The sequence below is a fragment of the Armatimonadia bacterium genome (genome assembly GCA_039679385.1).
In the GTDB taxonomy this organism is placed as follows: domain Bacteria; phylum Armatimonadota; class Zipacnadia; order Zipacnadales; family JABUFB01; genus JAJFTQ01.
In genome coordinates, this window is record JBDKVB010000143.1 from 67,352 (window position 1) to 88,775 (window position 21,424).

General features: G+C 65.0%; 19 protein-coding genes. 5 read left to right on the forward strand and 14 right to left on the reverse strand.

Features of this window, described 5'->3' with window-relative positions; translation table 11 throughout:
- The first annotated feature begins 62 nt into the window (after nucleotides 1-62).
- Nucleotides 63-1,182, forward strand: a protein-coding gene (gene prfB / locus ABFE16_16525; protein ID MEN6346910.1) for a peptide chain release factor 2 whose coding sequence is annotated in 2 segments (ribosomal slippage) — nucleotides 63-119 and nucleotides 121-1,182 — 1,119 coding nt in all. Because the reading frame shifts where the segments join, the coding sequence is not laid out codon by codon here.
- The gene (locus tag ABFE16_16530; protein ID MEN6346911.1) at nucleotides 1,179-1,826 is read left to right on the forward strand and encodes a 5'-nucleotidase; all 648 of its coding nucleotides are present in this window, start codon (nucleotides 1,179-1,181) and stop codon (nucleotides 1,824-1,826) included. The genes prfB and ABFE16_16530 overlap by 4 nt, the downstream gene beginning before the upstream one ends.
- A 137-nt stretch (nucleotides 1,827-1,963) precedes the next feature.
- On the opposite strand, the gene ABFE16_16535 is transcribed toward ABFE16_16530, so the two are convergent.
- Genes ABFE16_16535 through ABFE16_16550 form a run of 4 tightly spaced genes read right to left on the reverse strand, consistent with a single transcriptional unit; the run spans nucleotide 1,964 to nucleotide 4,410 of the window.
- On the reverse strand, nucleotides 1,964-2,731 hold the full coding sequence (locus tag ABFE16_16535) for a class I SAM-dependent methyltransferase (GenBank protein MEN6346912.1): 768 nt from the start codon (nucleotides 2,729-2,731) through the stop codon (nucleotides 1,964-1,966).
- Nucleotides 2,732-2,776: 45 nt separating this feature from the next.
- Nucleotides 2,777-3,733 carry a glycosyltransferase family 2 protein gene (locus ABFE16_16540; protein ID MEN6346913.1) on the reverse strand — a complete coding sequence of 319 codons (957 nt, stop codon included), beginning with the start codon at nucleotides 3,731-3,733 and terminating at the stop codon, nucleotides 2,777-2,779.
- Nucleotides 3,734-3,737: 4 nt separating this feature from the next.
- The gene (locus ABFE16_16545; protein ID MEN6346914.1) at nucleotides 3,738-4,040 is read right to left on the reverse strand and encodes an acylphosphatase; all 303 of its coding nucleotides are present in this window, start codon (nucleotides 4,038-4,040) and stop codon (nucleotides 3,738-3,740) included.
- Nucleotides 4,033-4,410: a hypothetical protein gene (locus ABFE16_16550; protein MEN6346915.1), complete on the reverse strand. Its 378-nt coding sequence runs from the start codon at nucleotides 4,408-4,410 to the stop codon at nucleotides 4,033-4,035. Before ABFE16_16550 ends, ABFE16_16545 begins: the two co-directional genes overlap by 8 nt.
- Nucleotides 4,411-4,732: 322 nt before the next feature.
- Between ABFE16_16550 and ABFE16_16555 the strand changes: the two genes are divergently transcribed.
- Together ABFE16_16555 and ABFE16_16560 are read left to right on the forward strand one after the other, a co-directional pair.
- Complete coding sequence (locus ABFE16_16555; protein MEN6346916.1) at nucleotides 4,733-5,734, forward strand: Gfo/Idh/MocA family oxidoreductase; 1,002 nt, start codon at nucleotides 4,733-4,735, stop codon at nucleotides 5,732-5,734.
- 81 nt (nucleotides 5,735-5,815) lie between these two features.
- Nucleotides 5,816-6,733 carry a PfkB family carbohydrate kinase gene (locus tag ABFE16_16560; protein ID MEN6346917.1) on the forward strand — a complete coding sequence of 306 codons (918 nt, stop codon included), beginning with the start codon at nucleotides 5,816-5,818 and terminating at the stop codon, nucleotides 6,731-6,733.
- A gap of 11 nt (nucleotides 6,734-6,744) precedes the next feature.
- Here the strand turns inward: ABFE16_16560 and ABFE16_16565 are convergent, their stop codons facing one another.
- The 6 genes from ABFE16_16565 to ABFE16_16590 form a co-directional block, all read right to left on the reverse strand.
- Complete coding sequence (locus tag ABFE16_16565) at nucleotides 6,745-9,132, reverse strand: family 16 glycoside hydrolase (GenBank protein MEN6346918.1); 2,388 nt, start codon at nucleotides 9,130-9,132, stop codon at nucleotides 6,745-6,747.
- A 45-nt stretch (nucleotides 9,133-9,177) separates the two neighbouring features.
- Complete coding sequence (locus tag ABFE16_16570; GenBank protein ID MEN6346919.1) at nucleotides 9,178-10,977, reverse strand: hypothetical protein; 1,800 nt, start codon at nucleotides 10,975-10,977, stop codon at nucleotides 9,178-9,180.
- Nucleotides 10,978-10,998: 21 nt separating this feature from the next.
- Nucleotides 10,999-11,580 carry an orotate phosphoribosyltransferase gene (pyrE, locus tag ABFE16_16575; protein ID MEN6346920.1) on the reverse strand — a complete coding sequence of 194 codons (582 nt, stop codon included), beginning with the start codon at nucleotides 11,578-11,580 and terminating at the stop codon, nucleotides 10,999-11,001.
- A 74-nt stretch (nucleotides 11,581-11,654) separates the two neighbouring features.
- Nucleotides 11,655-12,170, reverse strand: coding sequence for a hypothetical protein (locus ABFE16_16580; GenBank protein MEN6346921.1), 516 nt, complete (start codon nucleotides 12,168-12,170; stop codon nucleotides 11,655-11,657).
- Nucleotides 12,171-12,290: 120 nt separating this feature from the next.
- Nucleotides 12,291-12,704: a response regulator gene (locus ABFE16_16585; GenBank protein ID MEN6346922.1), complete on the reverse strand. Its 414-nt coding sequence runs from the start codon at nucleotides 12,702-12,704 to the stop codon at nucleotides 12,291-12,293.
- A 2-nt stretch (nucleotides 12,705-12,706) separates the two neighbouring features.
- Complete coding sequence (locus ABFE16_16590) at nucleotides 12,707-14,572, reverse strand: PocR ligand-binding domain-containing protein (protein MEN6346923.1); 1,866 nt, start codon at nucleotides 14,570-14,572, stop codon at nucleotides 12,707-12,709.
- A 278-nt stretch (nucleotides 14,573-14,850) separates the two neighbouring features.
- Between ABFE16_16590 and ABFE16_16595 the strand changes: the two genes are divergently transcribed.
- Complete coding sequence (locus tag ABFE16_16595; GenBank protein MEN6346924.1) at nucleotides 14,851-15,669, forward strand: DUF6775 family putative metallopeptidase; 819 nt, start codon at nucleotides 14,851-14,853, stop codon at nucleotides 15,667-15,669.
- A gap of 246 nt (nucleotides 15,670-15,915) precedes the next feature.
- On the opposite strand, the gene ABFE16_16600 is transcribed toward ABFE16_16595, so the two are convergent.
- Genes ABFE16_16600 through ABFE16_16615 form a run of 4 tightly spaced genes read right to left on the reverse strand, consistent with a single transcriptional unit; the run spans nucleotide 15,916 to nucleotide 21,164 of the window.
- Nucleotides 15,916-17,136 (reverse strand): ABC transporter permease, encoded by a 1,221-nt coding sequence (locus tag ABFE16_16600; protein ID MEN6346925.1) that lies wholly within the window; start codon nucleotides 17,134-17,136, stop codon nucleotides 15,916-15,918.
- Complete coding sequence (locus ABFE16_16605) at nucleotides 17,129-18,316, reverse strand: ABC transporter permease (GenBank protein ID MEN6346926.1); 1,188 nt, start codon at nucleotides 18,314-18,316, stop codon at nucleotides 17,129-17,131. The genes ABFE16_16600 and ABFE16_16605 overlap by 8 nt, the downstream gene beginning before the upstream one ends.
- Nucleotides 18,313-19,830 (reverse strand): HlyD family efflux transporter periplasmic adaptor subunit, encoded by a 1,518-nt coding sequence (locus ABFE16_16610; GenBank protein ID MEN6346927.1) that lies wholly within the window; start codon nucleotides 19,828-19,830, stop codon nucleotides 18,313-18,315. The genes ABFE16_16605 and ABFE16_16610 overlap by 4 nt, the downstream gene beginning before the upstream one ends.
- On the reverse strand, nucleotides 19,827-21,164 hold the full coding sequence (locus ABFE16_16615; protein MEN6346928.1) for a TolC family protein: 1,338 nt from the start codon (nucleotides 21,162-21,164) through the stop codon (nucleotides 19,827-19,829). The genes ABFE16_16610 and ABFE16_16615 overlap by 4 nt, the downstream gene beginning before the upstream one ends.
- Between the last annotated feature and the right edge of the window lie 260 nt (nucleotides 21,165-21,424).

Genomic DNA, 21,424 nt, shown 5'->3' on the forward strand with positions numbered 1-21,424 from the left:
GTGGCTTTGGAGTCCGGCGCCGCGAACCTGCAACCCGTAGCGGGACGTGGAGGCACGCACAGATGCTAATGGAGACCCACGAGCAGATTGCACAACTGCGCAAGTCCCTGGAGGAAATGGGGAATCGTCTTTGACTTGGCCCGGCGCCGTCGCGAGCTGGACGAGCTAGAGAAGGTCGCGGAGGAGCCTGGCTTCTGGGATGCCCCGGAGACGGCCCAGAAGCACATGCAGAAGGTGAACCAGGCGCGGCAGGCAGTGGAGCCCTGGAGCGAGCTGCGCGCGCAGTTGGAGGACCTCGAGACCCTCGCCGAGATGGCCGTCGAAGAGCAGGACGAGGCAATGGAACCGGAATTGCAGGAGGGGCTGGAGCAGGCACGCAACAGCATGGCCGACCTGGAACTGTCGACGGTTCTGGGCGGCAAGTATGATCGGAACAACGCCATCCTGACCGTCACCGCGGGCGCAGGAGGCACCGAGGCCTGCGACTGGGCCGAGATGCTGTTGCGCATGTACACCTTCTGGGCTGAGAACTACCGGCGCTACCGGTTCGAGGTGGTGTCGCATGTGGAGGGCGAGGCGGCCGGGATCCGCAATGCGACAGCGCGGGTCAGCGGCCCGATGGCCTACGGGTATCTGAAGGCGGAAGCGGGCGTTCATCGCCTGGTGCGTCTGTCGCCTTTTGACTCCTCCAAGCGCCGCCATACGAGCTTCGCCTCGGTGGATGTGATTCCTGAGGTGGCGGAGGAGGACGAGCTCCCGATCCGTGAGGAGGACCTGCGGGTTGATACCTACCGGTCCAGTGGCGCGGGCGGTCAGCACGTGAACAAGACCGACTCCGCCGTCAGAATCACGCATATCCCCACGGGCATTGTGGTACAATGTCAAAATGAGAGGTCTCAACATTCGAACAAGCGGACGGCCATGCAGATTCTGCAGGCCCGCTTGTATGAACTTGAGCAAAGCAAACACAGTCAAGAGATACAGGGGCTGCGAGGCGAGAAGGGCGACATCGCCTTCGCGAACCAGATTCGAAGCTATGTGATGCAGCCGTATACGATGGTCAAGGACCATCGGACCGGAGTGGAGACGTCAGACGTCACAGGGGTTCTGAACGGCGATCTGCAGGTCTTCATTCGGGCCTATCTGCAGTGGTTAGCTGGGCAAGGTGGTGAGGGTGTATGACAACCCTCCGCACATTGGCAGTGGTGATGGGGCTGAGCCTGGCCGTCACTTCCTGGGCACTTGCAGCAGGCCAAACCGTCAACGCGCTGACTACCGAGAACATTCAGGCAGAAGAAGCGACCTTTGGCGACCTGACCACGGACGCCCTGTGTGATGCGGCCGGAAGCACCATCGCTTTGACACCCGCCGTCGTCTTCAAGCAGGGGATGATCCCAGCCGGACAGGTAACGCAGCAGGACATCGCGTCCTTGCTGTATGACCCCAACGAAAGCTGGGCGGTCCTCAGTCTCACAGGCACGCAGATCCGCCAGGCCCTGGAGCGCTCGGTGTCCTTTGCGCCTACGCCACGGACCTTCTTCCTGCAGGTCTCCGGCCTCACGCTGGTCTATGACCCGGACGCGACGCGTGGACGACGGATCAAGTCTCTGCGCGCGGGTTTCACCGAGATCGACGACGCGGCCAGCTATGAGGTCGCCATGCCGGAGAGCCTGGCCGCCGGCGGCTCGGGGTACTTCACCGTCTTTGATGGCGCCAGGCGAGTGCGCACCGGGACCGAAGGAGCAGCGCGACTGATCGACCGCTATATCACCGCGCGAGGGTCAGTCAGCTACACCGGCCAGGGACGGATCATCGTCGGCGGATAGAGCCCGGACCCAGGCACCAGCACCGAAGTGGATAACAGGCACGGCGGCCGAAGAGGGGAAGTCCTCAGGGCCGCCGTGTTTTTGTTTTTGGGCCTAGACTTTCCCGCGCAACCTCTCCCCCACACTGACGCCCGGCTCTAGTTCTTGCGGCAGACGAAGAGCAGTTGCCGCTGCCAGCCCTCGAAGTCCTCACCAAGGTAATCGCCGTAGATCCCCTTGACCTCCAGCCCAACGCCGGTGATGAGCTCCTGCAACTCCTCGACGCCGTAGAGGCGGATCGAGGCCTCGTGGATGATGGTGTCGGGATCCTCGGGGAGACTCCAGCGGCTGTCGAGGCGTCGCAACTCGCGGTGATAGTGGCAGCGCATGAGGTACTGCTTGTCGTCGGAGGTCGTTACGAGCTGGTGGTAGGGCGCGTAGAGGATCTGGTACTGGCGATTGCGGGTGTCGAGGAGGAAGCGGCCGCCGGGCTTGAGGATCCGTGCCGCCTCACGCAGGACTGCCACGTTCTGGCCCTCCTCGAGGAAGTAGCCGAAGCTGTTGAAGAGGTTGACGACGACGTCCAGACTCTCTGACCGGAAGGGCAGGGCCGCCGCATCCCCTCTCACGAGGCGAGACGCGTGTCCGGAGGCCTGCAGCACCTTGGCCGCACCCCGCAGCATCATCTCCGAAGCGTCCAGGCTGACGACCTGATAGCCCTTCTCCAGGAGGCCCAGAGTGTGGCGTCCGTAGCCGCAGCAGACGTCGGCGATCAGGTCGGTGGGCTGCAGGGCAAGGAGCTTCTCGAGACCGCGAATCTCACGCGCCGTCTCGCGCTCGTCGGGGAAGAAGGACAGGTCCAGCGACTCGTCGCTCTCGAAGAATCGGCGCCACCAGTTGTCGCGGATGGGCTTTGGTTCGGACATTTGACCACCTGGGGGTGTCCTTAGGACCTGTCAGTATGTGTCAGGTCAGGGTGATGAAGGGGATTGGTTGCGCGGCGGACCCTGGATGCCATAGCGAAACTCGTCGCGCAAAAGCCGACCGAAGTTGCGCCGGTAGTAGTCGACCATGGTTCGGGAGCGCATCGTGCGCTCGGCGCCACCCGGGCGCAGGAGCTGGAGACGAGTCCGTGCCCAGCGGACCAGGTACATCAGGGCGGTCGCCGGCCGTCCGTAGTTCAGCCGCCAGTAAGTGTACTCGCTTTCGAGAATCTGGGCGATGAGCTGGGCGTTCTCGACCTTCGCCCCCGACTGTCGGCCGCGGTGAAGGACGAGGGCAGCGGGCACATGCACCGCCTGATAGCCGGCGCGGTGGAGCTTGCGCCCCCAGTCGATATCATCGAGCCACATGAAGTAACGCTCGTCAAGCGGCCCCACCTCTTCCAGCACCCGGCGCGGCATCATAAGGGCGGCCCCGACGAGCCAGTCGACCACACAGGGCTCCGTCATGGCGGCCATTCGGCGGTTCACCACCTCGATGCGCCGGGCCTCGAAGACACCGGGAAGCAGACGCAGGAAGTAGGGCGGGAACTCGGAAGCGGAGAACTGGTAGGAGCCGTCGGGATTGGTGAGGCGTGCACCGGCGGCGCCGTAGCGACGGTCTTGCTCGAGGACCTCCACCAGCTCTTCGAGGCAGCCTGGGCGGACTTCGGTGTCACTGTTCAGCATGAACAGGTAGTCGCCCTGCGCGGCTGCGAGCCCCTGATTGTTAGCCTTCACGAAGCCGAGGTTGTCGTCGTTGCACAGGAGGCGCACGGCCGGGAACTCGGTACGGACCATCTCGGGGCTACCGTCCTGCGAGCCGTTATCGACGACGACGGCTTCGACCCTGAGGGCCGGGCTATCCCAGGGCAGGGACTCCAGGCAGGCTCGCAGCAGGTCTTTGGTGTTCCAGTTGACGATGATGACCGAAACAAGAGGCGGCATGTATTCACCAGGTTGAGGACTGGACCTGGAATCCGAGGAGGGACTTGTCGGGCTCCTGCCAGTCGACGACGACGCGCTGAACCCAGGCCAGCGCCGGGCCTTCATAGAGCTTCTCGAGGAGCTCCTGCAGCGCCTCGGGCGAGCCCTGGGCGACGACCTCGACCTGTCCGGTGGCGAGGTTGCGCACCAAGCCCTTGAGGCCCAGCCGGACGGCCTCACGCTGGACGAAGTAGCGAAATCCAACGCCCTGCACGCGGCCATGAACGCGGGCACGGAACTGCTTGACGTCCGTCTTGCGCTTAGCCATCCGAAGGTGGCGTCTTGGCGCGCACTCGCGGCAGCACCAGGCATAGACCCCAGGCGACGAGACCACCACCCAGGGCAACCAGGACGCCGAGCAGCAGCAGACGCAGGCCAAGGGTCTGCAGGAGAGGCAGCGCGGAAGGCGTGTCGTCCGGTCGACCCACAAGGGTATGGCCGGCGTGAGCGGGACTGGGAGCTTCCTCGGGAGTTGCCGGTCGCACACTGACCGTAGCCCGGTCGAGGATGCCCAGGACGGCCGGCGTCTCAAGGGCCGCAGCCACGATCAAGCACACACCAAGCACCAGGGGAAGGAGGCCCTGGGCCGTCCAGACACGCCTCTCCTCGGAACCGACTGCAGATTCAGGCCTGGCCAAGACCCTGTCTCACCTCCCGGCATCGGGTCGCCGATGGCCCGCCAGAGGGGCCTTGTGCTCTCACTGGCACTGGAACGGATTCGAAGTATAGCATACCCTCTCCAGGGCGAACAACGCTGCGCCTTGTATCTTCGCCAGACGCAGGTAACTGCGGCCCAGGTAGCGAACTGTATGTTATTCTGCGGGTGACAGAGGGCGGCGTGCACCTTACGACCGAGACGAGCGCTGGCGAGAGCGACGCACTTCCGGGGGATACGGACGGGTGACGGGCTGGACAGGCCACGGCCTGAGCTTGTTCACGTTCCTGATGGGAGGAAGCGGGATGACGCCCCTGGGGATCTGTGTGATTGGTGCTGGTGACCTGGGTGCCACTCAGGCGGAGAGCTGGCTGAAGGTTCCGGAGGTCAGGCTCGTTAGTGTTGCGGACCCCGACATTGTGCGCTGTCGGTCGTCGCAGGTGAAGTACGGATTTGACTCGTGGCATGAGGACTACCGGGAGGCCCTCGCACAGCCGGGGATCGACGTCGTGTCGGTGGTGGTGCCCTCGGACTTGCGTCGTGAGTGTGCGGAAGCGGCGATGGGGCGCGGGTACCACGTACTGTGCGCCAATCCGCTTGCGGTGAGCATCGAGGATGCAGAGTCGATGATCGCCAGTCGTGACCGCGCCGGGGTGAAGCTGGGCGTCGGTCTGTGCAGACGTTACCTGGGTCAGGTTTTGAAGACCCGGGAGCTGATTCAGGCGGAGGCCCTCGGCAGGCCCTGCGTGTACCGCTACGTCAGCGGTGGAGAGCGTCTGCACAGGCTGTGGGTCATGGACAAGTACAGCGGCGGCGGTCCCGTCATTGATCTGTGCAGTCGCTACTTCGACGAGATGCGCTTCATCTTCGGCAGTGAGCCGGTCCGAGTGCGGGCTTCGGGGCTGACCCTCTCGGAGGGCGCCGGAGAGATGTCCGGCGCCGACCTTGCGACAGACACGGTGAACCTGATCGTGGGCTTTGCGAGCGGTGACATCGGCGTCATGAGCATCACCTGGGGGCTGCCGCAGGGAGTGGAGACGGGTGCTCTGGAGGATGTGCTGGGCTCACGCGGGGTGATTCGTCTCGACAACCCCACCGAGGTGACGCTGGTAACGAAGCGGGGTCACGAGGAGAAGTTCACCGGACTCGAGGCGGATGCGCAACTGCGGCAACTGGAGGCCTTCGCGCAAGCCATCCGCGAAGATCTGCCGATTCCCTTCTCTGCGGAGGATGGGCTGACGGCGCTGCGGGTCTCCCATGCGGTTTTGGCATCGGTGCGGACCGGTCAGGCGGTTGACCTGGCCTGAGCCCCGCCTTGAGACTGCCTGCCACTTGCACCCTTGGACGGCGCTGACGGCGCCGTCCCGCCATGTCTGGAGAAGGTAAGGATGAGCGGCGACAAGAGCTTTGACGTCATTGCAGTCGGCGGCGTGTGTTGGGATGTGCTGGGAACGGTGACGCGCTATCCTGCCCTCGACGAGAAGGAGATTCTCGGCGAGTTGGTTGAGCAGGGAGGCGGACTGGCGGGCACGGCGGCCGTCGCTGTGGCACGGCTTGGCGGGAAGGCGGCAATCTGGGGTCGCGTGGCCGATGACGAGTACGGCGACAAGAACCTGAGGGAGTTTGCCCGCGAAGGCGTGGATACCGGGCACCTGCAGGTCGTTGCCGGCGGCGCCTCGCAGTTCGCCTTCTGTGTGGCCCAGCAGGGGAGCGGACACCGCAGCATCTTCTGGAAGCCGCCGACGGTGGGACGTCTGCAGCCGAAGGACCTTGACCGAACTGCGCTCATGGACTGCCGGGCGCTCATGATCGACGGCAACCACGTCGACGCGGCGCTGCAAGCCGCCGAGTGGGCGCACGAAGAGGGCATCCCGACGGTGCTGGACATCGAGCGTCCCAGCGCCGACAAGATGCGACTGCTGGAGCTGTGCGACTACCCGATCCTGCCGCAGGACTACGCGATGCAGGCCCTGGGGATTGCCGATCCGCTGGAGGCGGGTCGTTCGCTGCACCGGCAGTTGGGGAAGCTGCTGATTGTGACGCGCGGTGTGGAGGGCTCAGTGGCCTTCGTCGAAGACCAACTCCACCATCAGCCAGCCTTCCGCATGGACAAGGTGATCGATACGACCGGCGCCGGGGACGTCTTCCACGGCGCCTTCGCCTATGGGCTGACGCTGGGCTATGAGCTGGCCCAGAACCTGCGTTTCGCTTCGGCGGTCTCCGCGCTCAAATGCCGGGCGCTCGGTGGACGGACCGGCATCCCGAGCTTCCCCGAGACCCAGGCGCTGCTGGATCGCGGGGAGTAAGGCAAGGACGCCTAGGGCGCCTGCAAAGTCAGGACGCCTGCGGACAGGGCCGGCATAGTGAAGACGACCACTCTGCCCGCGACCGTTGTGGGTGCGCCGGCCGTGGTGACCTTGTGGGACAAAACGAGATTGTTGCGCGCCTTTAGGTCGCCGGGGCTCACGAGCTCCAGGGCTGCGCTGCGCACGCTGTAGGGCGGCTTCAGCGTCACCACTACCGTCGCTATCTGCGGCGTCGGGTTGACGCACTTGAGGTAGACGGTGCGGCTGTCAGGAGTGGCGGTGGCGGCAACGTTCAGCGGCGATTGCGGCCCCCCCTCAACGGCAATCAGATCCGGCGCGAAGTGGTCACGCCACAGCTTCATGACGACGTAGTTGGGCGCCGGGAACCAGGTGCCCTGATCGAAGTTGATGAGGGCATTGTCCCAGGCGGTGGCAGAGACGTGCCGCAGCCAGAGTGCCGGGCTGCCCATCGTCACCACGTCGCCGCAGCGCTCGAAGGCATTGAGCAAGCCCCCGCAGTAGAGGCCGGTGCGCCAGTCGGTGCTCTGCGCATTCCACTCCGAAACGAAGACCTGGACCTTTGGGTTCGGCGAAGCGGCGATCATCTCGCCCAGCTTGCGGAAGAGGTTCTCATAGACGCGAGGCCCGTCGGCGTACCGATCGGGGTTCTCGTAGTGGTGGATGCTGAGGTAGTCGAAGAGCTCGCCGCAGCCCTTCAGCACTTTGGCGTTCCAGTCGTTGTTGCCCGCCGGGTTCGTGCCGGAGCCCCCGCAGACGAGGATCTGCACCTTGGGGTCGGTCTTGCGCAGGGCCGGTGCGAAGGTCTTGACCAGCTCGACGTAGCGCTCCGCTCCGAGGTTCCAGGTCTCGTTGTCAATCTCCCACAGCCGCACGTTGTAGGGCTCCGGATGACCGTTGGCCGTGCGGACCTTCCCCCACTTTGAGGTAGCAGGCCCGTTGCAATAGTCGATCCAGTCGCAGGCCTCCTGAACATACTGAGCCTGAGGCGTGGTGCTGTCGTGACGCCCGGTGTTGATGACGATGAGGGGCTCGGCGCCGACCTTGCGGCACATCTGGACGAACTCATCCACGCCGAAGGAGTTGACGTCGACATCGTCCCAGATGGAGACGGGGTAGCTGCGGCGCTGACTCTGCGGGCCAAGGGCGTCCTTCCAGCGGTAGTACTCGGCGAAGCACCCTCCAGGCCAGCGAATCACGGGTGGACGAAGGTCGGCGACAGCCTTGAGCAGGTCGGGGCGATAGCCACCCGTAGCAGCGGCCTCGTCACCCATGAGGCTCACCTGATCCACCCAGACGCGACCGCGACCCAGTAGACCGACCTGCAAAGTAGCGGCGTCGACGGTCTCGGGGGCGAGGAACTCGAAGGGGAACTCGCGCCACTCGGCGGAGGGCCTACCGAGGTTGACCTGTGCCAGCGTCTTGGTGCCGTTGCGAAGGCGCAGGACCAGACCGAGGGAGGAGCTGCCGCGGGCCCACACGGAGCCGCGGTAGGTGACATTCTCGCGCAGGGAGAAGGGCTGCTGCTGGATGCCGCACTCACCACGCTCGGCGGCCAAGCGGACGGAGACGCTGCTGTTCAAGGGCCGGTCGGAGTCAGCCACGACCTCGCCCGTGCCGTAGATGGACCAGAAGCGGGCTCCGAAGGCGCCGGTGTTGTCGATGGGCGGCAGACCGCTGAAGAGGACCCTGCCGTCGAGCCTGGTGACCTTGAAGTTGCGATACTCGGCCTGGGTCGCCCAGGTACCGACCCCGACGCGACCGGATAGGTGCGCTTTCTGGTCGTCGGTGAAGTCGAGCACGAGACGGTCGTCGAGCCACGCCTGGAGATGGCGCCCTTCGCAACGGAGGCGGATCCTATACCAGCGCCCGGTCTCGATGCTTCCGGGGCCGAGGTCCTTGATGACGCCCCAGCGACCGCCGCCCTTGATGCCGCGTTCCAGAGCATGACGCGTGTTGCTCCAGCCGCCGAAGTTGAGCCAGTAGAAGTCGTCGTCACCAGCTACGCGGAACAGGAGGAGGAAGCCCTCGTTGCCGCCGGTCTTGCGGGCCTCAAGGGTGTAGTCGTAGTCCTTCCAGTCCGCATCGCCAAAGGACAGTCGCAGGTTCGTGCCGGCGCCCTGCTGGCTGACAGCGTTGCCGCGCACTTGCCAGCCACCTACGCCGGGGCCGTCCTCGAAGCTGCGATTCCAGACCATCTCCCCCCAGAGCCCGCCGTTCACCGAGTGGTAGATATGCTCGAGGAAGTGGCCGTAGATGCGCTCATCGACCTGGTGCAGGACCCGGCCGGGATCGACGGTCAGCGCCACCTGCGTCGTGTCCTGCGCCAGAGTCAGCACGGGAAGTAGGAACAGTGGAGCCACGAAGAGCAGCCGATCCATGCGAACCCCTCCAGAGCTGTCAGGTGTCCTGAGGCGTCAGCGCGGTTAGGGCAACTGGGCTCGGAAGTTGAAACGATCGTCCGGGGCGCAGTCGCCGTTGAGGGCAAAGTCTGACCAGTCGCCGGTCTGGGCCAGGTTGTCGGCCCACTTGAAGTCGATGGTCGCGGAGCTTGCAGGCAGCCCAAGCGCCGCACGGGGAACCGCCAGCTCCAACTCGCAGCCGGCGACTCGCAGGGGAAGCTCGACGGGGCCGGTCCACTCGTAACGACCGCCGAGGTTGCGCTCGAGGTTTGTTGCCTGTGGACGCACGCCGGTGCGGTTCACCACGAAGTCGTAGCCCAGCCAACCTGTCGCCGGGTTGTGGTCGACGTCGAGGAACAGCATCATCCACGCCGGATCGGTGCAGGACGACAGTGGCTCACGGGTGCGAGCGTAGAAGTAGACGGTCTCGGCGTCGCAACTCACCTTCGCAGCGACGAGGTCGTTGCGGCCGGTCTGATTCACGTAGCGGCCGGCGCCCTCCCAGCCGTCATGATCGCGGCGAACGGGATCGCCGAGGTGGTCGTGGAACTCGGGCCGGACGGCGGACCAGTCGTCGAAGTTGCCGTCGATGCGGATGGGATGGGGTGCGACAGGAGGAAGAGGACGGACGCCTTTGAAGCGGCGGATCCCGGCGATCATCTGGTAGTAGTAGTTGTCGCCGTGGCCGCCCTTCATGGGCTCGGCGTCGCGGCTGAACTCCTGGTTGTACTGGTCGACGAAGTAAGTGTCGCCGGGATTGCCCTTGCGGCCGAGAAAGCCGACGTTGCCCTTGTTGATGAAGCGCTGGGCCACCCACTCGTTCCAGCCGGTGATGAAGACGAACTCCGGGTCAACCTGGAGTGCGCGCTCCCATTGCTCGGCGAAGTAGAGGCCACGCTCGGGAGTGATCTCGCCGGGTCCGGGCTGCTTGCGATCGTGGAAGCTGCGGCCGATGTTGGAGGTGGGATGCTCGGCGACACAGACGCAGATCTGCTCGGGCCTGGTCGGGTCGTCATGCCAGCCGAAGCCCTGCGGCGTGTGATCGACCCAGGGCCACTTGTCCTTACCGTCGCCGAACCAGCCGCCGGGATTCGTCCAAGCCCAGGACTCGCGGACGGTGAAGAAGTCGGCGAGAGCGGGAGTGAGCTCGCCGGGAGTGGCCAGGATCAGCGGCTTGCCCTTCCACAGGAACCAGAGGTCGCGGTGCAGGCCCCTGGCGTAGAGGCTGTCGTAGAGGCGCTGCGTGAGCTCCCCGCTGCGGGCGTGAGTCATGAAGGCGATCTGCGGCGTTGCCTGGCCGCTGCGCCGGAGGTCCTCGTAGACGCGGAAGAGACTCTCGAGGACGCTGTCATACGTGAAGGCATTCGTGACGTCGAAGAAGACGACATCGACGCCGGCAGCGGCCAGCATCTGGGCATGCCTGCGCAGGACAAACTCGTCTTCGCTGCGGTAGTAGCCGAGGAGCGGCTCGCCCCAGAAGTGGAAGGCGTGCTCCGGTCCCCAGGTCGGCTGCTGTGGATTGGCGGCGAGGATCTTCGAGTTGTCGTAGACCTGCCTGCTGTGTTGGCCGAGCCAGAGGAAGTAGAAGATGCCGACGTACTTGCCCGGGCGCGGCGAACCGACCTGGTCATGTCCGGGAAGGGCACGTCCCAGGCCGTCTGTCGCTACCCAGGTGTCACTGTACGGGTCCCATGCAGGCATGGCCTTCGGCTCCTGCGCCACTCCCTGCGAGAGGGAGAGAAGGGCAACGCCGATCATGAGGGCAAAGGTCAAGAAGCACTGGACTCGGCTATCCTGTGGGGTGCTCAGCGACCTGCGCAGCATGCCAAGACTCCTGTTGGGAGACTACTGGACGACGGGCTTGATGCCGAGTTCCTCGATGGTGAAGATGGACTTGAGCGCGAAGCCCTCGGCCTCGACCGCCGCCTGAGCGCCCTGGAGTCGGTCGACCATCGCAATCACTTTGACGATGTCCACGTTTCGCTCGCGCTCAACGGCCTCGATGGCTTTGAGGGTCATGCCGCCGGTGGTGACGACGTCCTCCACCATGACGACGCGGTCGCCATCGCGCAGGGGACCGGCGACCTGATCTTCCATGCCGCGTTCCTTGCGCTCCTTGCGGACGATGAAGCCACGAAGAGGGATGCCCATCGAGGCAGCGACGCCAAGGGTGGCTCCGACGATGGGATCGGCCCCGAGGGTCATGCCGCCGACGGCGTCGATCTTGTCGTCGGCGATCTCAGCGAGGAGGAGGCGTGCCAGGCAGTAGACGCCCTCGGCATCGAGAGTGGCCTGCTTGCCGTCGATGAAGTAGTTGCTCCTCTTGCCCGAAGCCAGCCTGAAGTCACCGAGGGCCAGGGCGCGCTCCTTGATGATCTGTGCGAGGCGCTCACGAAGCTGCGGGATTGTGGCATCGGAGGGGATCATGGGATTGGGTTTCCTTTCCTCGTACTAGGCTCCGTGAGAGAGGCACAGGGCTTTGGAGAGCGCAGGCGAAGCCGCTAGATCGGTCGAAGCTGCAGCAGCGCCTGGACCATCTTCACCTCGTAGCTGATGAAGGGAACGCCCAGACCGGGTCGCGCGTAGGATTCCGGGTCACGGTTGCAGATGCAGACGACACAAAGCGCACCCCGGTGGCGGTAAGGGACCAGCAGCGCATTTCGCAGACCGGGGAGGAACTGCTTGCCCGGGTCCTCTCCGTTGCGGACGGTGTCATGGCGCTCGGCCTCCACCACGGCGCGCAGATAGGCATTGTCGAGCTGATGCGGGATCTCGATCGGTGTCGGCTCAGGATAGGAGACGAAGGGTCGCAGCGTGCCATCGGCGGGTGTATGGATGGCAGCGAAGGCGAACTCCGACTCACAGGTTTCGACGAGGACACGCAGGAGGCTCTCCTGGAAGGTAAGGCCTTCGCCCTCCATCATCTCAGGGATGTGGGTGAGGCCGGCGATGAAGGCCTGGTGGGTCAGCATGTCCACAACAAGATTGCTCATGTCACCTTGACTCAGTGGGTACATGGTTTGCTCTCCTACGCGTAGACAAGGCTTGTGGCGTGACAGCTCAAGGGCAGCGGGCAAGACCGGGAAGGGCGCGGTTCCGCAGGGGAGTCGCGACCAGGCCCGGCTACTCGAACAGCGTCATGCAATCGCCTTTTGGATGGTGCTCAGAACGACCTTCATGCTCTCGGGCTTGTTGAGGAAGGCATCCAGGCCCAGAGCCCGCATCTCTTCCTCCACAGCCGCCTCGGGGCGCCCTGTGAGGACGATGACGGGGGTCTGAGCATCGGCGCCGGGCAGGGCTCCGCCCCGCAAGCGACGGAGGAACTCGACACCGGCAGTGAGGGCCTCGGACTCGCTGTTCTCGCCCTCCCCGGGCGGGATCATGACATCGAGCAGGATACAGCCGTAGTTGCCGGACTGAGCCGCCGACAGGGCTTCGCTGAGGGTTCCGGCAAGGCTGACTTCCAACCCGTTGGCCCTCAGGAAACGGATCATCTTGTCATTGCGGTACTCTTCGTCTTCGATGAACAGCACGTGGGCGCGCCTGCCCATGGCTACTCCTCCTGTCGCAGCGGCAAACGAATCGTGAAGGTGGTAATGTGGTTCTCCCAAGCGTGGGCAGGGTCTCTGACGGGTTCCTTCGCGGTCGACACGCTTTTGACCTCGATATCGCCGCCGTGAGTCTGCACGATCTCCCGGGCGACCGCAAGGCCGAGACCGCTGCCCCAGATGAAGCGACGGGGATCACGCTGGCTCCCGCGGACGTAGGGCTGGAAAATGCGGGTGTACTCGGCCTCCGGGATTCCGAGGCCGAAGTCCTCTACGGAGATGCGGATCTGGCCATCGTAGCGGGAGCCATAGATACGGATGGTGCGGTTGAAGTGCGAGTACTTGACCGCGTTGTCGATCAGGTTCATGAGAGCGATCTTGAGCATCTCCCAGTCGAAGGCGGCATGGGGGAGCTTGCGGACGCTCTCATCGATCTGGATGTGGATATTGCGGGCCTGTGCAACGGTGCGGAAGGGCTCGACGCAGGTGGCCACCAGCCTGTCCAGCGGATGGGAGGCCAGAAGCTTGTACTCGGTGTGGGGCATCCCTCCGCGCAGATGGAACAGAGAAGAGCGAGCACGAGCGCCGAGACGCAGGACCTCGCTGAGGATGCGCTCGATGGGCTCCAGTATCTCCTGGTCATCGAGATGAGCCATGTCCTGCACGTAGAACTGCAGCCACTCACTCTCCTCGACAATGGTCTGCAGGCCCGCGTTGATCTCGTGGGTGGTCTGGGCGAGAAACTGCGTGTTGTCGGCGTTGGCCTGCTGGAGGTCGAGGAGCAGGCGGGCATTGCGGGCCCGCATCCCAACCTCGAAGTGGAAGCGCTCCAGGAAATCGTCACCGGCGGTCCGCAGCAGCGTCTCGGTGTGTCCGGGAAGCTGCGGGCCGAAGATGGTGACCGTAGAGCGCTCCCCGGCCTCGCCGAAGTCGCAGATCAGAGCCTGGGCGTCCGTGAAGGGCGGCTTCTCAGGCGAGATGCTGTGGAGGAAGGCTGCGATGGCGTCGGTGTCGGTGCAGATGGCAAAGGTAGCCTCACCACCGCCCAGGGGTGGGCGGGCGGGCAAGCGCAGACTGGGCAAGGGTGGCTCGCCACAGTCGCCGGAGCAGGCGATGGCCGAAAGCTCCTGCGCCCGCGGGAAGCTCTGGGTGTAGACGACGCTGTAGCGGAGGCGGAAGAAGTCGTTGATCCGCCCCAGAACCCCGGCGAGTCGAGCCTCCAGCTCGCGGTGGTTGGCGCAGGGCAAGCTGAGCTCCATCATGAGCTCTGTGAGCAGCAACTCCTGGCGCAGACGGCGCTCGACATCCCAGCGGTCCTGCCCCAGCTTGGCGATCGCCCCGGCGTGCTGCTCGAAGGTGGCGACGACCTGGGCCATGCCGTCCTTGCTGACCGCCTGGAGCTCCTCGGCAGCCTGGTACAGTTCGTCGGCGTCGAGGCCGGGAGTCTCAGCGGCGATCCCGCGAACATGGGCACGGAGGTCGTCGTCGGTGCCCTCCAGACGGTACTGGCCCGTGAGGAACACCGCGACTACACGATCGGCGACGATGATGGGGATGGCGACCTCGGCGACGCCCAGATGGCAGCGGCACCAGCTTGCGGTCGCCTCGGGTCCCTGGTCGAGAAGCTCCCGAGCCACGGCAAGGTCACACTCGCGGCAGCGACGCTCGCCCTCAGGGGCGGTGCCCATGAGTGTGCACAGGCGTGATCGGCTCTCCGCCTGGTTCCAGGGCGTGATGTAGCGGAAGCCCTCCCCGTAAGGCTCCAGAATGGCTACGGCCGTCTTGTGCTGAGTGGCGAGGCCGGCCTGGAAGGTCTCCAGTAGGGAGATGGGGACAACGTCGGACAGCCGCGCGATGGCGAAGGGCTGCACCGGCCGCTGTCGAGCATCACCGGCCGGGCGTGCTGGAGGCGTCGGATCAGGCTGCTGCTGCGAGGGTATCACAAAGGTCAATATAGGAGAGTGGGTCGGTTAAGTCAAGGAAAGGGCAGCTCAGCGGGGCAACAGCATCTCAGTCGCGAAGAGCTGGTACCTCTTGCATGGCCGACCGGCGGCCGATAGGATAGGTAAGGCACAGGCTGATCCCGAATAGCGCGACCGGCCCTCGTGACCCGTTGTCAACCCAATATCTCGTTCTTTGTGAGCTTGTCATGACCTCCTATCAACCAATCAGCCAGATCTATCTATATGATGAGCCCGATGCGGCGGGCCTGGACGTTGACGAGATTGGCGGGTTCATCGCTTCGCAGTTCCCGTCGGTTGAGGTCCAGCCCAGGGCCGACTTCGTCACCCACCAGTTCCGGCGCTTCACTCCTCAGCAGCGGACCGAGCTGGAGCGCGAGATGCTCAAGCAGTTCGAGCGTGCCCAGGTCAAGGACCTGGAGGTGATTGTCGGCGGCGGCTCGGTCGGCACCTACAAGAGCGAGGACCTGGGCCTGGTGTTCGACGCGGCGGCCTACCAGGCGATCCTGCGGCTGCTGACTGAGGAGACGGAGGCCGGACCGGATCACCTTCACGTGGTGTTCACCGAGAACCTGATCGGCTCGTGGCGGGAGGAGAAGACGCTATTCCAGCTCCAGCCGATCTGCCTCGGCGACCCGGCGATCGTGTCGACGACAGGGCTGGTCGAGGCACTGGCCAAGCCCCGGGAGTATGAGTACCGGCGAGCCCAACTGGCGATGCTCGGGATGGACACGGAAGCGCTGGAGGACCTGGCCGAGGACTTCGCGAGCTGCACCCTGGGCTACGGCGACCCGCGGCTGAATGAGGTCTGCAAGGGCTATGCGCTGATGGCCTGCATGCACCGGATGTTCGGCGAGGCCTTCTGCGACGACCCGGGCTGCCGACTGTTCAATGCGCGCACGCAGCCGGAGATGATGGCGGCCCAGTGCGGACCGAAGGCCGGTCTGTGTGAGCGGCACCAGGAGATGCTGGAAGGTGTGACCGGCCCGAAGGAGGACCAGGAGTAGCCCAGGAGTCCACGTAACGGCAACGGCACCTCACCCCCTTTGTTCCCCTCTCCACGCGGTGGAGAGGGGAACGGCAGAGGCCAAAGGCAACGGCGAGAGGCAACGGATCACGGCAAGGGCACCTCACTCCCCGGCCTTCTCTCCACTGGCGGCGGCAACGACTCGCCACCTTAGGAGAGTGGGAGAAGGGCAAAGGCGAAGGCCCTCGCCGGCTTCCTCTCTCAGAGGGAAAGGTTGCACTGCCACTCAGGACCCCGGCGTCGCGCTGACGTCGGGGTTTTCGTCTTCCCGAGGCGCCCCCGTCGTATCCTCTTTCACCTCACCTGGACGCACGAAGCGGCACATCGCCAGATAGGCGGTGACGACCATCGGAGGCAACCAGAGAAGCACCGGACGAAGGTGGTCGCGCACCAACTCGAAGGGTGCCCCCATGAGACTGATCTTGCGGACCATATCGGCGAAAGCGGTCAGCGGCAGGGCGTTGGCGACGGTCTGCAACCAGGTGGGCATCGCCATCAAGGGCCAGGTGAAGCCAGAGAGCATGAAGGCCGGGACAGACAGGCACAGCAGGACCTGGACTGAGGTCAGGGCAGTGCGGAAGAGCCCGGCCACGGTGAACCCGGCCAGCACCTGAACCAGAAGGAACAGCGCGGTCGTGGCCAACACCGGGCTCCAGCTTCCGTGGAAGGCAGTCCGGAACACGGAGAAGGGCAGATACAGGCCGAGGCAGCCCAGAGGAATCATGAAAAGGCACTGGACGAAGGTCTTCGCCAAAAGCACTTTGAGAGGGCTGCGAGTGAGGGCCAGGAGACTGCGGCGGTGCTTCTCCTCGCACTCAAGCCCCAGAGCGATCGCGGCGCCCATCATCGTCACCTGCTGCAGGGCGATGCAGACCAGTCCCATGAGCAGGAAGGTGCTGTAGTTGTAGGCGGGGTTGAACATGACCCGGAACTCGGCCTGGAGCGGGCTGATTCCGGGCATGAGGTGTCGGCGCGGTGTGCCGGTGAGCAGCAGACGCTCGGCCTGAGCCCCCGCGCTGTAGGTCGCGATGACCGTCCGCACCGAGCGGTAGGTCACGTTGGCTACCAGCGTGTTGCTACCGTCGACGAGCACTACCACCCTGGCTCCATGGCCGCGCTTGAGGTCGCGCTCGAAGTTCGCCGGAACCATCACGCACAGGTAGACCTGACCGCGCTTGACCGCATCGGCGAAGTCGTCGGTGGTCTCGCCGTAGCGCAGGATGTGGAGGTTGTCGGAGGCGTCGATGGCGGTGAGGAGGTCGCGCGACAGGGCTGAGTTGTCCTGATCGATGACCAGGATCGGGACCTCTCGCACCCGGCCGTACCAGTACACGCCGCCGAAGAGCAGACCGTAGAGGAAGGGTCCGCCCAGCATGATCAGGGCAAGGCGGGCGTCCGTGAAGATGCGTCGTAGCTCACGCAAGACGAGGCGCACCCAGCTACGCACTCGGCGTCGCCTCCTTGCGTCGAGCGAGACGGCGGAGGCGCCAGGCTCCGAGGTAGCCCACTAACAGGGCGACGCCGGACCAGATGGACAGGGCGAGGATCTGCGGCCCCAGGTACTCAGGACCTGCGTTCTGAAGGGTGATGCGCCGGACCGCCATGACGTAGGGAGACAGGGGCAGCGCGTAGGAGACGACCTGCAGCCCCGGTGGCATGGCGAAGGTGGGCCAGGTGTAGCCTGACAGCAGGTATGAGGGCATGGCGACCACGGCGAAGACCTCAGTGGTCTGGAGAGCGTCGCCGACGAGTGCGGAGACACCGGTACCGACAACCGTCAGGAGTGCGATCAACCAGGCGGTGAAGGCCACCAGCAGCCAGGGACTCCCGAGCATGGGCACATCCAGCAGCGCAGCGGGCAGGTACAGCGCCACCATGCAGGAGGGGAGCATGATGACCAGGTACGGGAGGGGCTTGCCGAAGACCACGGGCGTCAGGCGACGGGTGATCCGCGTCAGTTCAGCGGCTCGTCCCGGCTCGTGCTCGCGGGAACCGGCAGAGGCCACGAGCAGGAGCGTGAGAAGCTGCACCGCGATCATGACCAGGCCGAGGAGCATGAAGTTGGTGTAGTTGTAGTTGAAGGCGGGGTTGTACCAGAGGCGGTACTCGTCGGTGATCGGCCGGGCCACCGTGAGGACGTTGGTCGGCGAGGCCATACCCCGCAGCAGGTACTTTCGTGCGTCGATGCCCACGGAGTAGGTAGTGAAGACCGTGGAGGCGGCAGCGATGCTGACGTTGCCGATCAGGATGCTGGTGGCGTCGACGAAGACGGCGACCTTGGTTTCCTTGCCCGACTTGACGTCGCGCTCCATCCCCGGAGGGAAGACGACGAGGACGTTGGCGCGGCCCTTGATCGCGAGCGGCAGGAAGTCTTCGGGCTTGTCCAGGTAGCCGGCGAAACGGAAGGACTCACCGGCCTGCAGCGCCGTAAGGAGCTGGCGCGAGAGAGCGGAGTGGTCGGAGTCCACGACCACCAGCGGGACGTGGGTGACCTTCTTGTTCCAGTAGATGCCACTGAACAGCAGCGCATAGGCCAGCGGCACCAGCAGGGCAAGGACGAGACAAGTGGGACTCGCCACCAGGGCCGCAAACTCGCGGGCTGCAACTCGGCACGTCGCCCTGATCATGATCGGCTCGCCGTGGTCGGGATCTTCACCCGGGCCGTCATGCCGTTGCGCAGACGCGGGTCCTGGGAGAGTATCCTGACCACAACCTCCATGGATCGCACGTCGAAGGTGCCCTGCTCGTTGGTGGCCTTCTTGGTGGCAAAGTCGGCAGCTTGGGAGACCCGCAGGATCTGCCCATCGACCTCTGCATTGGCCAAGGCCGGTAGGACGACCTTCACGCGCTGGTTCAGGCGCAGGAAGCCGAACTTGGACTCGTCGGCATAGACCTTCACCTTGAAGTCCTGGGCCTTGACGATGGTGAAGAGCGGGAAGCCCGCGGAGACGATCTCGCCGGGGTCGGTCATCTTCTCGCTGATGAAGCCGGAGATGGGCGCAAGGATCTGCGTCTCGGACTGGTAGGCCTGGGCCTCGTCGACTTGCCCCTCAGCGGCCTCGGCTTTCATGCGCGCAGCTTCCTGGTCCTTCTGACGAATCTGGACCTGGAGCGCCGCGTCGCGGGCGAGCTTCAGTTGTGCCTCGGAGGCCGAGACGCCCGCCCGAGCCTGCTTGATCTCCTCGGGACGGGCACCCTCAAGAACCTCGCGCAGCTTCGCCTGTGCCTGGTCCAACTGCGCACGGGCAGCCAGGTGGAGGCGGGACTCCTGGGCCATTCGCAACTGGGCCTGGGCGGCGTCGACGCCTGCGCGAGCCTGGTCGAGGTCTTCCTTGCGAGCACCCTCACGGACAAGGCTCAGCTTGGCCTCAGCGGCCTCCTTCTGGGCCTTGGCGGCGAGGTACTGGTAGCGGATCTCGTCATCTTTCTGCTGGGCGATGACGCCCTCCTGGAAGAGCCCGTGGAAGCGTTCGTAGGTGGACTGGGCGGTGTCGTAGGCTGCCCGTGCAGCCTCGACGGCCTTCTCGGCCTGCGCGATCTCCTGCGGCCGGGCACCCTTGAGGGCCATCTCGAGCTTGGCCCTGGCGGCGGCGAGACCGGCCTCGGCTTGCTTGATCTGCTGGTCGTGGGCCCTGGTGGCGGTCTGGTAGGCCTCGCGAGCCTGGTCGACGGCTGCCTGCACCTGGGCGATCTGGCTGCTCTTCGGGCCGTTGAGGGCCATCTCGAGCGTGGCCTTGGAGGCGGCGAGACCAGCCTGCGCCTGGCGGATTTGGTCGTCGGTGCTCAGTGACTGCAGGCCGACGGCAGTGCCCGCCTGGTCATGCACGGCCCTTGCGGCGCCCAACATGCCGGTCGCCTGAGTGACCTTGGCGTCGACCTCTTTGGACTCGAGGGTGGCGATGACCTGACCGGCGGAGACCGGGTCACCCTCGTCGACCATCAGCGCGCTGAGGCGACCGGGAATCTTGGAGGAGACGTCAACCTCCGGAGCCTCAAGGGTTCCCTCCAGGAGTGTGTACTGGGCCTCAGGAGCGACGGACTGGGACCTCTTGAGGACCGTCCGGGCGAGTACCACGGCCGTCAGGGAGAGGGCCACGACAACGATGACGACTGCGAGGATTCTGATGGCTTTGGTGCTCATAGTCCGGCCCTCCGGCAGGCGGCACGAAGGTCCCCTACGTACCGGTGCATCTTCAGCCAGGCTTTGTCGAGCTGGTACAGCGACTGCGTCTCCCCCACGCGAGCGCCGGCGAGAGTAGTCGTGGCATCGAGGACTTCAAGGCTGGTGCCGACGCCGAACTCGAAGCGCCGCTGGGCCAGACGCAGGCTCTCCTCGGCCAACTCAGCGGATTTGTGTGACGCCTCAAGACCCACGCGGGCTGCTCCCATGTCAAGGTAAGCGCTCTGGATCGCCAGTTGGATCTGGTTGCCGGCATACTCGCGCTCAGTTTCGACCTTGCGCTGCTGGGCCTGCTGCTCGCGGACCTTGGCCTTGCGTGCGCCGCCGTCGTAGAGGTCGTAGGTGGCCTTGACGCCGACGGTCCACTCGGGGTCAGTGGCGGCGAGGTTGCCGGTGAGAAGCTCCACCTGACCGATGGCGGCGACCTGCGGACGACCTCCCGCCTCCTCGACTTTGCCGGCCATCTGGTAGGCAAGGCTCTTGTTGTCGAGGGCCTTGAGGGCGTCGCTGTCGGTGAGGGCGATCTTCTGGGCCTCAAGGAGGGTCAGGCTCTCGGAGACCTCCTGAAGACTGCCGCGGAGTTCGATGGGCGTGTCACGGTCCATCACCAGGGCTGTGCGGAGAGCGGAGAGGGCCAGGTCGTACTGGTTCTGCGCGTCGCTGACCTTCTTCTCCTGGTCCTTGACGGCGGTCTCGGCCCGAATCACATCGTACCTGGCGACGACGCCGGCCTTGAAGACCTTGTTGGCCTGATCGAGATGCTGCCGGTAGGTGTCCAGGGCTTGCTGCTGCACCTTCACGACCTCGCGAGCCAGCAGCGCCCCGAGGTAGTAGTCGGAGACTTCGAGCATCACACCGGACTCGGTGTCACGGGCGAAGGCTTTGAGGGCCTCGGCGCCGTAGGTGGCCTGCTGGACCGCCCGCTCGATCTTGTTGCCCGTGTAGAGCGGCAGGCCTGCTTGCACGCGGGCATGGAGAAGCTCCTGCGGGACAATCACGATGGGCGGCAACTTGAGGCCGAGCCCGGCCGGGAGGTTAATGGACATTCCGATGGAGTCGTTGAGGTGCAGGTACTCGGCTTCAAGCCCGACCTTACCGCGCTTGAGGGCCTGCACTTGCTCGACGACCTGAGCGGCGGCCTCAGCGCCCTGCCAGGCAGCGCTGATCTGCAGGCTGCGCTGAAGCGCCAACTCGGTCGCTGCGGGCAGATCGAGTGAGACTGTAGGAGGAGTCGTGGCCGCATGGGAAGGCGTCCCCGCGAGGGACAAAAGAAGGAACGTAACGACCGGAAGCACGTCGCATCACCCAGCTATCAATACCTGTCGATGGACGCAGCAGGGACACGGAGGGGCGTGGTCAGCTCTGCTTGTCGCAAGTTTCGCCGGCCGTTCCCTTCGTTCCTGTCAGCGACCTACGGGATGGTATTCTTGTTTGTTGCAAGAGTCAACATTCACGCCCGGAGGAGAGGCAGAGGCACCTCACCCCCTGCTTGTGGCATCCCCTCTCGCTCGCGGGACAGCGCCGGGTTCAAGGCGAGAGTCCGAGGAGAACTGGG

Coding starts and splice junctions, on each gene's coding strand:
- ABFE16_16530 (MEN6346911.1), top strand. CDS start 1,179: ATGACAACCCTCCGCACATTGGCAGTGGTGATGGGGCTGAGCCTGGCC.
- ABFE16_16535 (MEN6346912.1), bottom strand. CDS start 2,731: ATGTCCGAACCAAAGCCCATCCGCGACAACTGGTGGCGCCGATTCTTC.
- ABFE16_16540 (MEN6346913.1), bottom strand. CDS start 3,733: ATGCCGCCTCTTGTTTCGGTCATCATCGTCAACTGGAACACCAAAGAC.
- ABFE16_16545 (MEN6346914.1), bottom strand. CDS start 4,040: ATGGCTAAGCGCAAGACGGACGTCAAGCAGTTCCGTGCCCGCGTTCAT.
- ABFE16_16555 (MEN6346916.1), top strand. CDS start 4,733: ATGACGCCCCTGGGGATCTGTGTGATTGGTGCTGGTGACCTGGGTGCC.
- ABFE16_16560 (MEN6346917.1), top strand. CDS start 5,816: ATGAGCGGCGACAAGAGCTTTGACGTCATTGCAGTCGGCGGCGTGTGT.
- ABFE16_16565 (MEN6346918.1), bottom strand. CDS start 9,132: ATGGATCGGCTGCTCTTCGTGGCTCCACTGTTCCTACTTCCCGTGCTG.
- ABFE16_16570 (MEN6346919.1), bottom strand. CDS start 10,977: ATGCTGCGCAGGTCGCTGAGCACCCCACAGGATAGCCGAGTCCAGTGC.
- pyrE (MEN6346920.1), bottom strand. CDS start 11,580: ATGATCCCCTCCGATGCCACAATCCCGCAGCTTCGTGAGCGCCTCGCA.
- ABFE16_16580 (MEN6346921.1), bottom strand. CDS start 12,170: ATGTACCCACTGAGTCAAGGTGACATGAGCAATCTTGTTGTGGACATG.
- ABFE16_16585 (MEN6346922.1), bottom strand. CDS start 12,704: ATGGGCAGGCGCGCCCACGTGCTGTTCATCGAAGACGAAGAGTACCGC.
- ABFE16_16595 (MEN6346924.1), top strand. CDS start 14,851: ATGACCTCCTATCAACCAATCAGCCAGATCTATCTATATGATGAGCCC.
- ABFE16_16605 (MEN6346926.1), bottom strand. CDS start 18,316: ATGATCAGGGCGACGTGCCGAGTTGCAGCCCGCGAGTTTGCGGCCCTG.
- ABFE16_16610 (MEN6346927.1), bottom strand. CDS start 19,830: ATGAGCACCAAAGCCATCAGAATCCTCGCAGTCGTCATCGTTGTCGTG.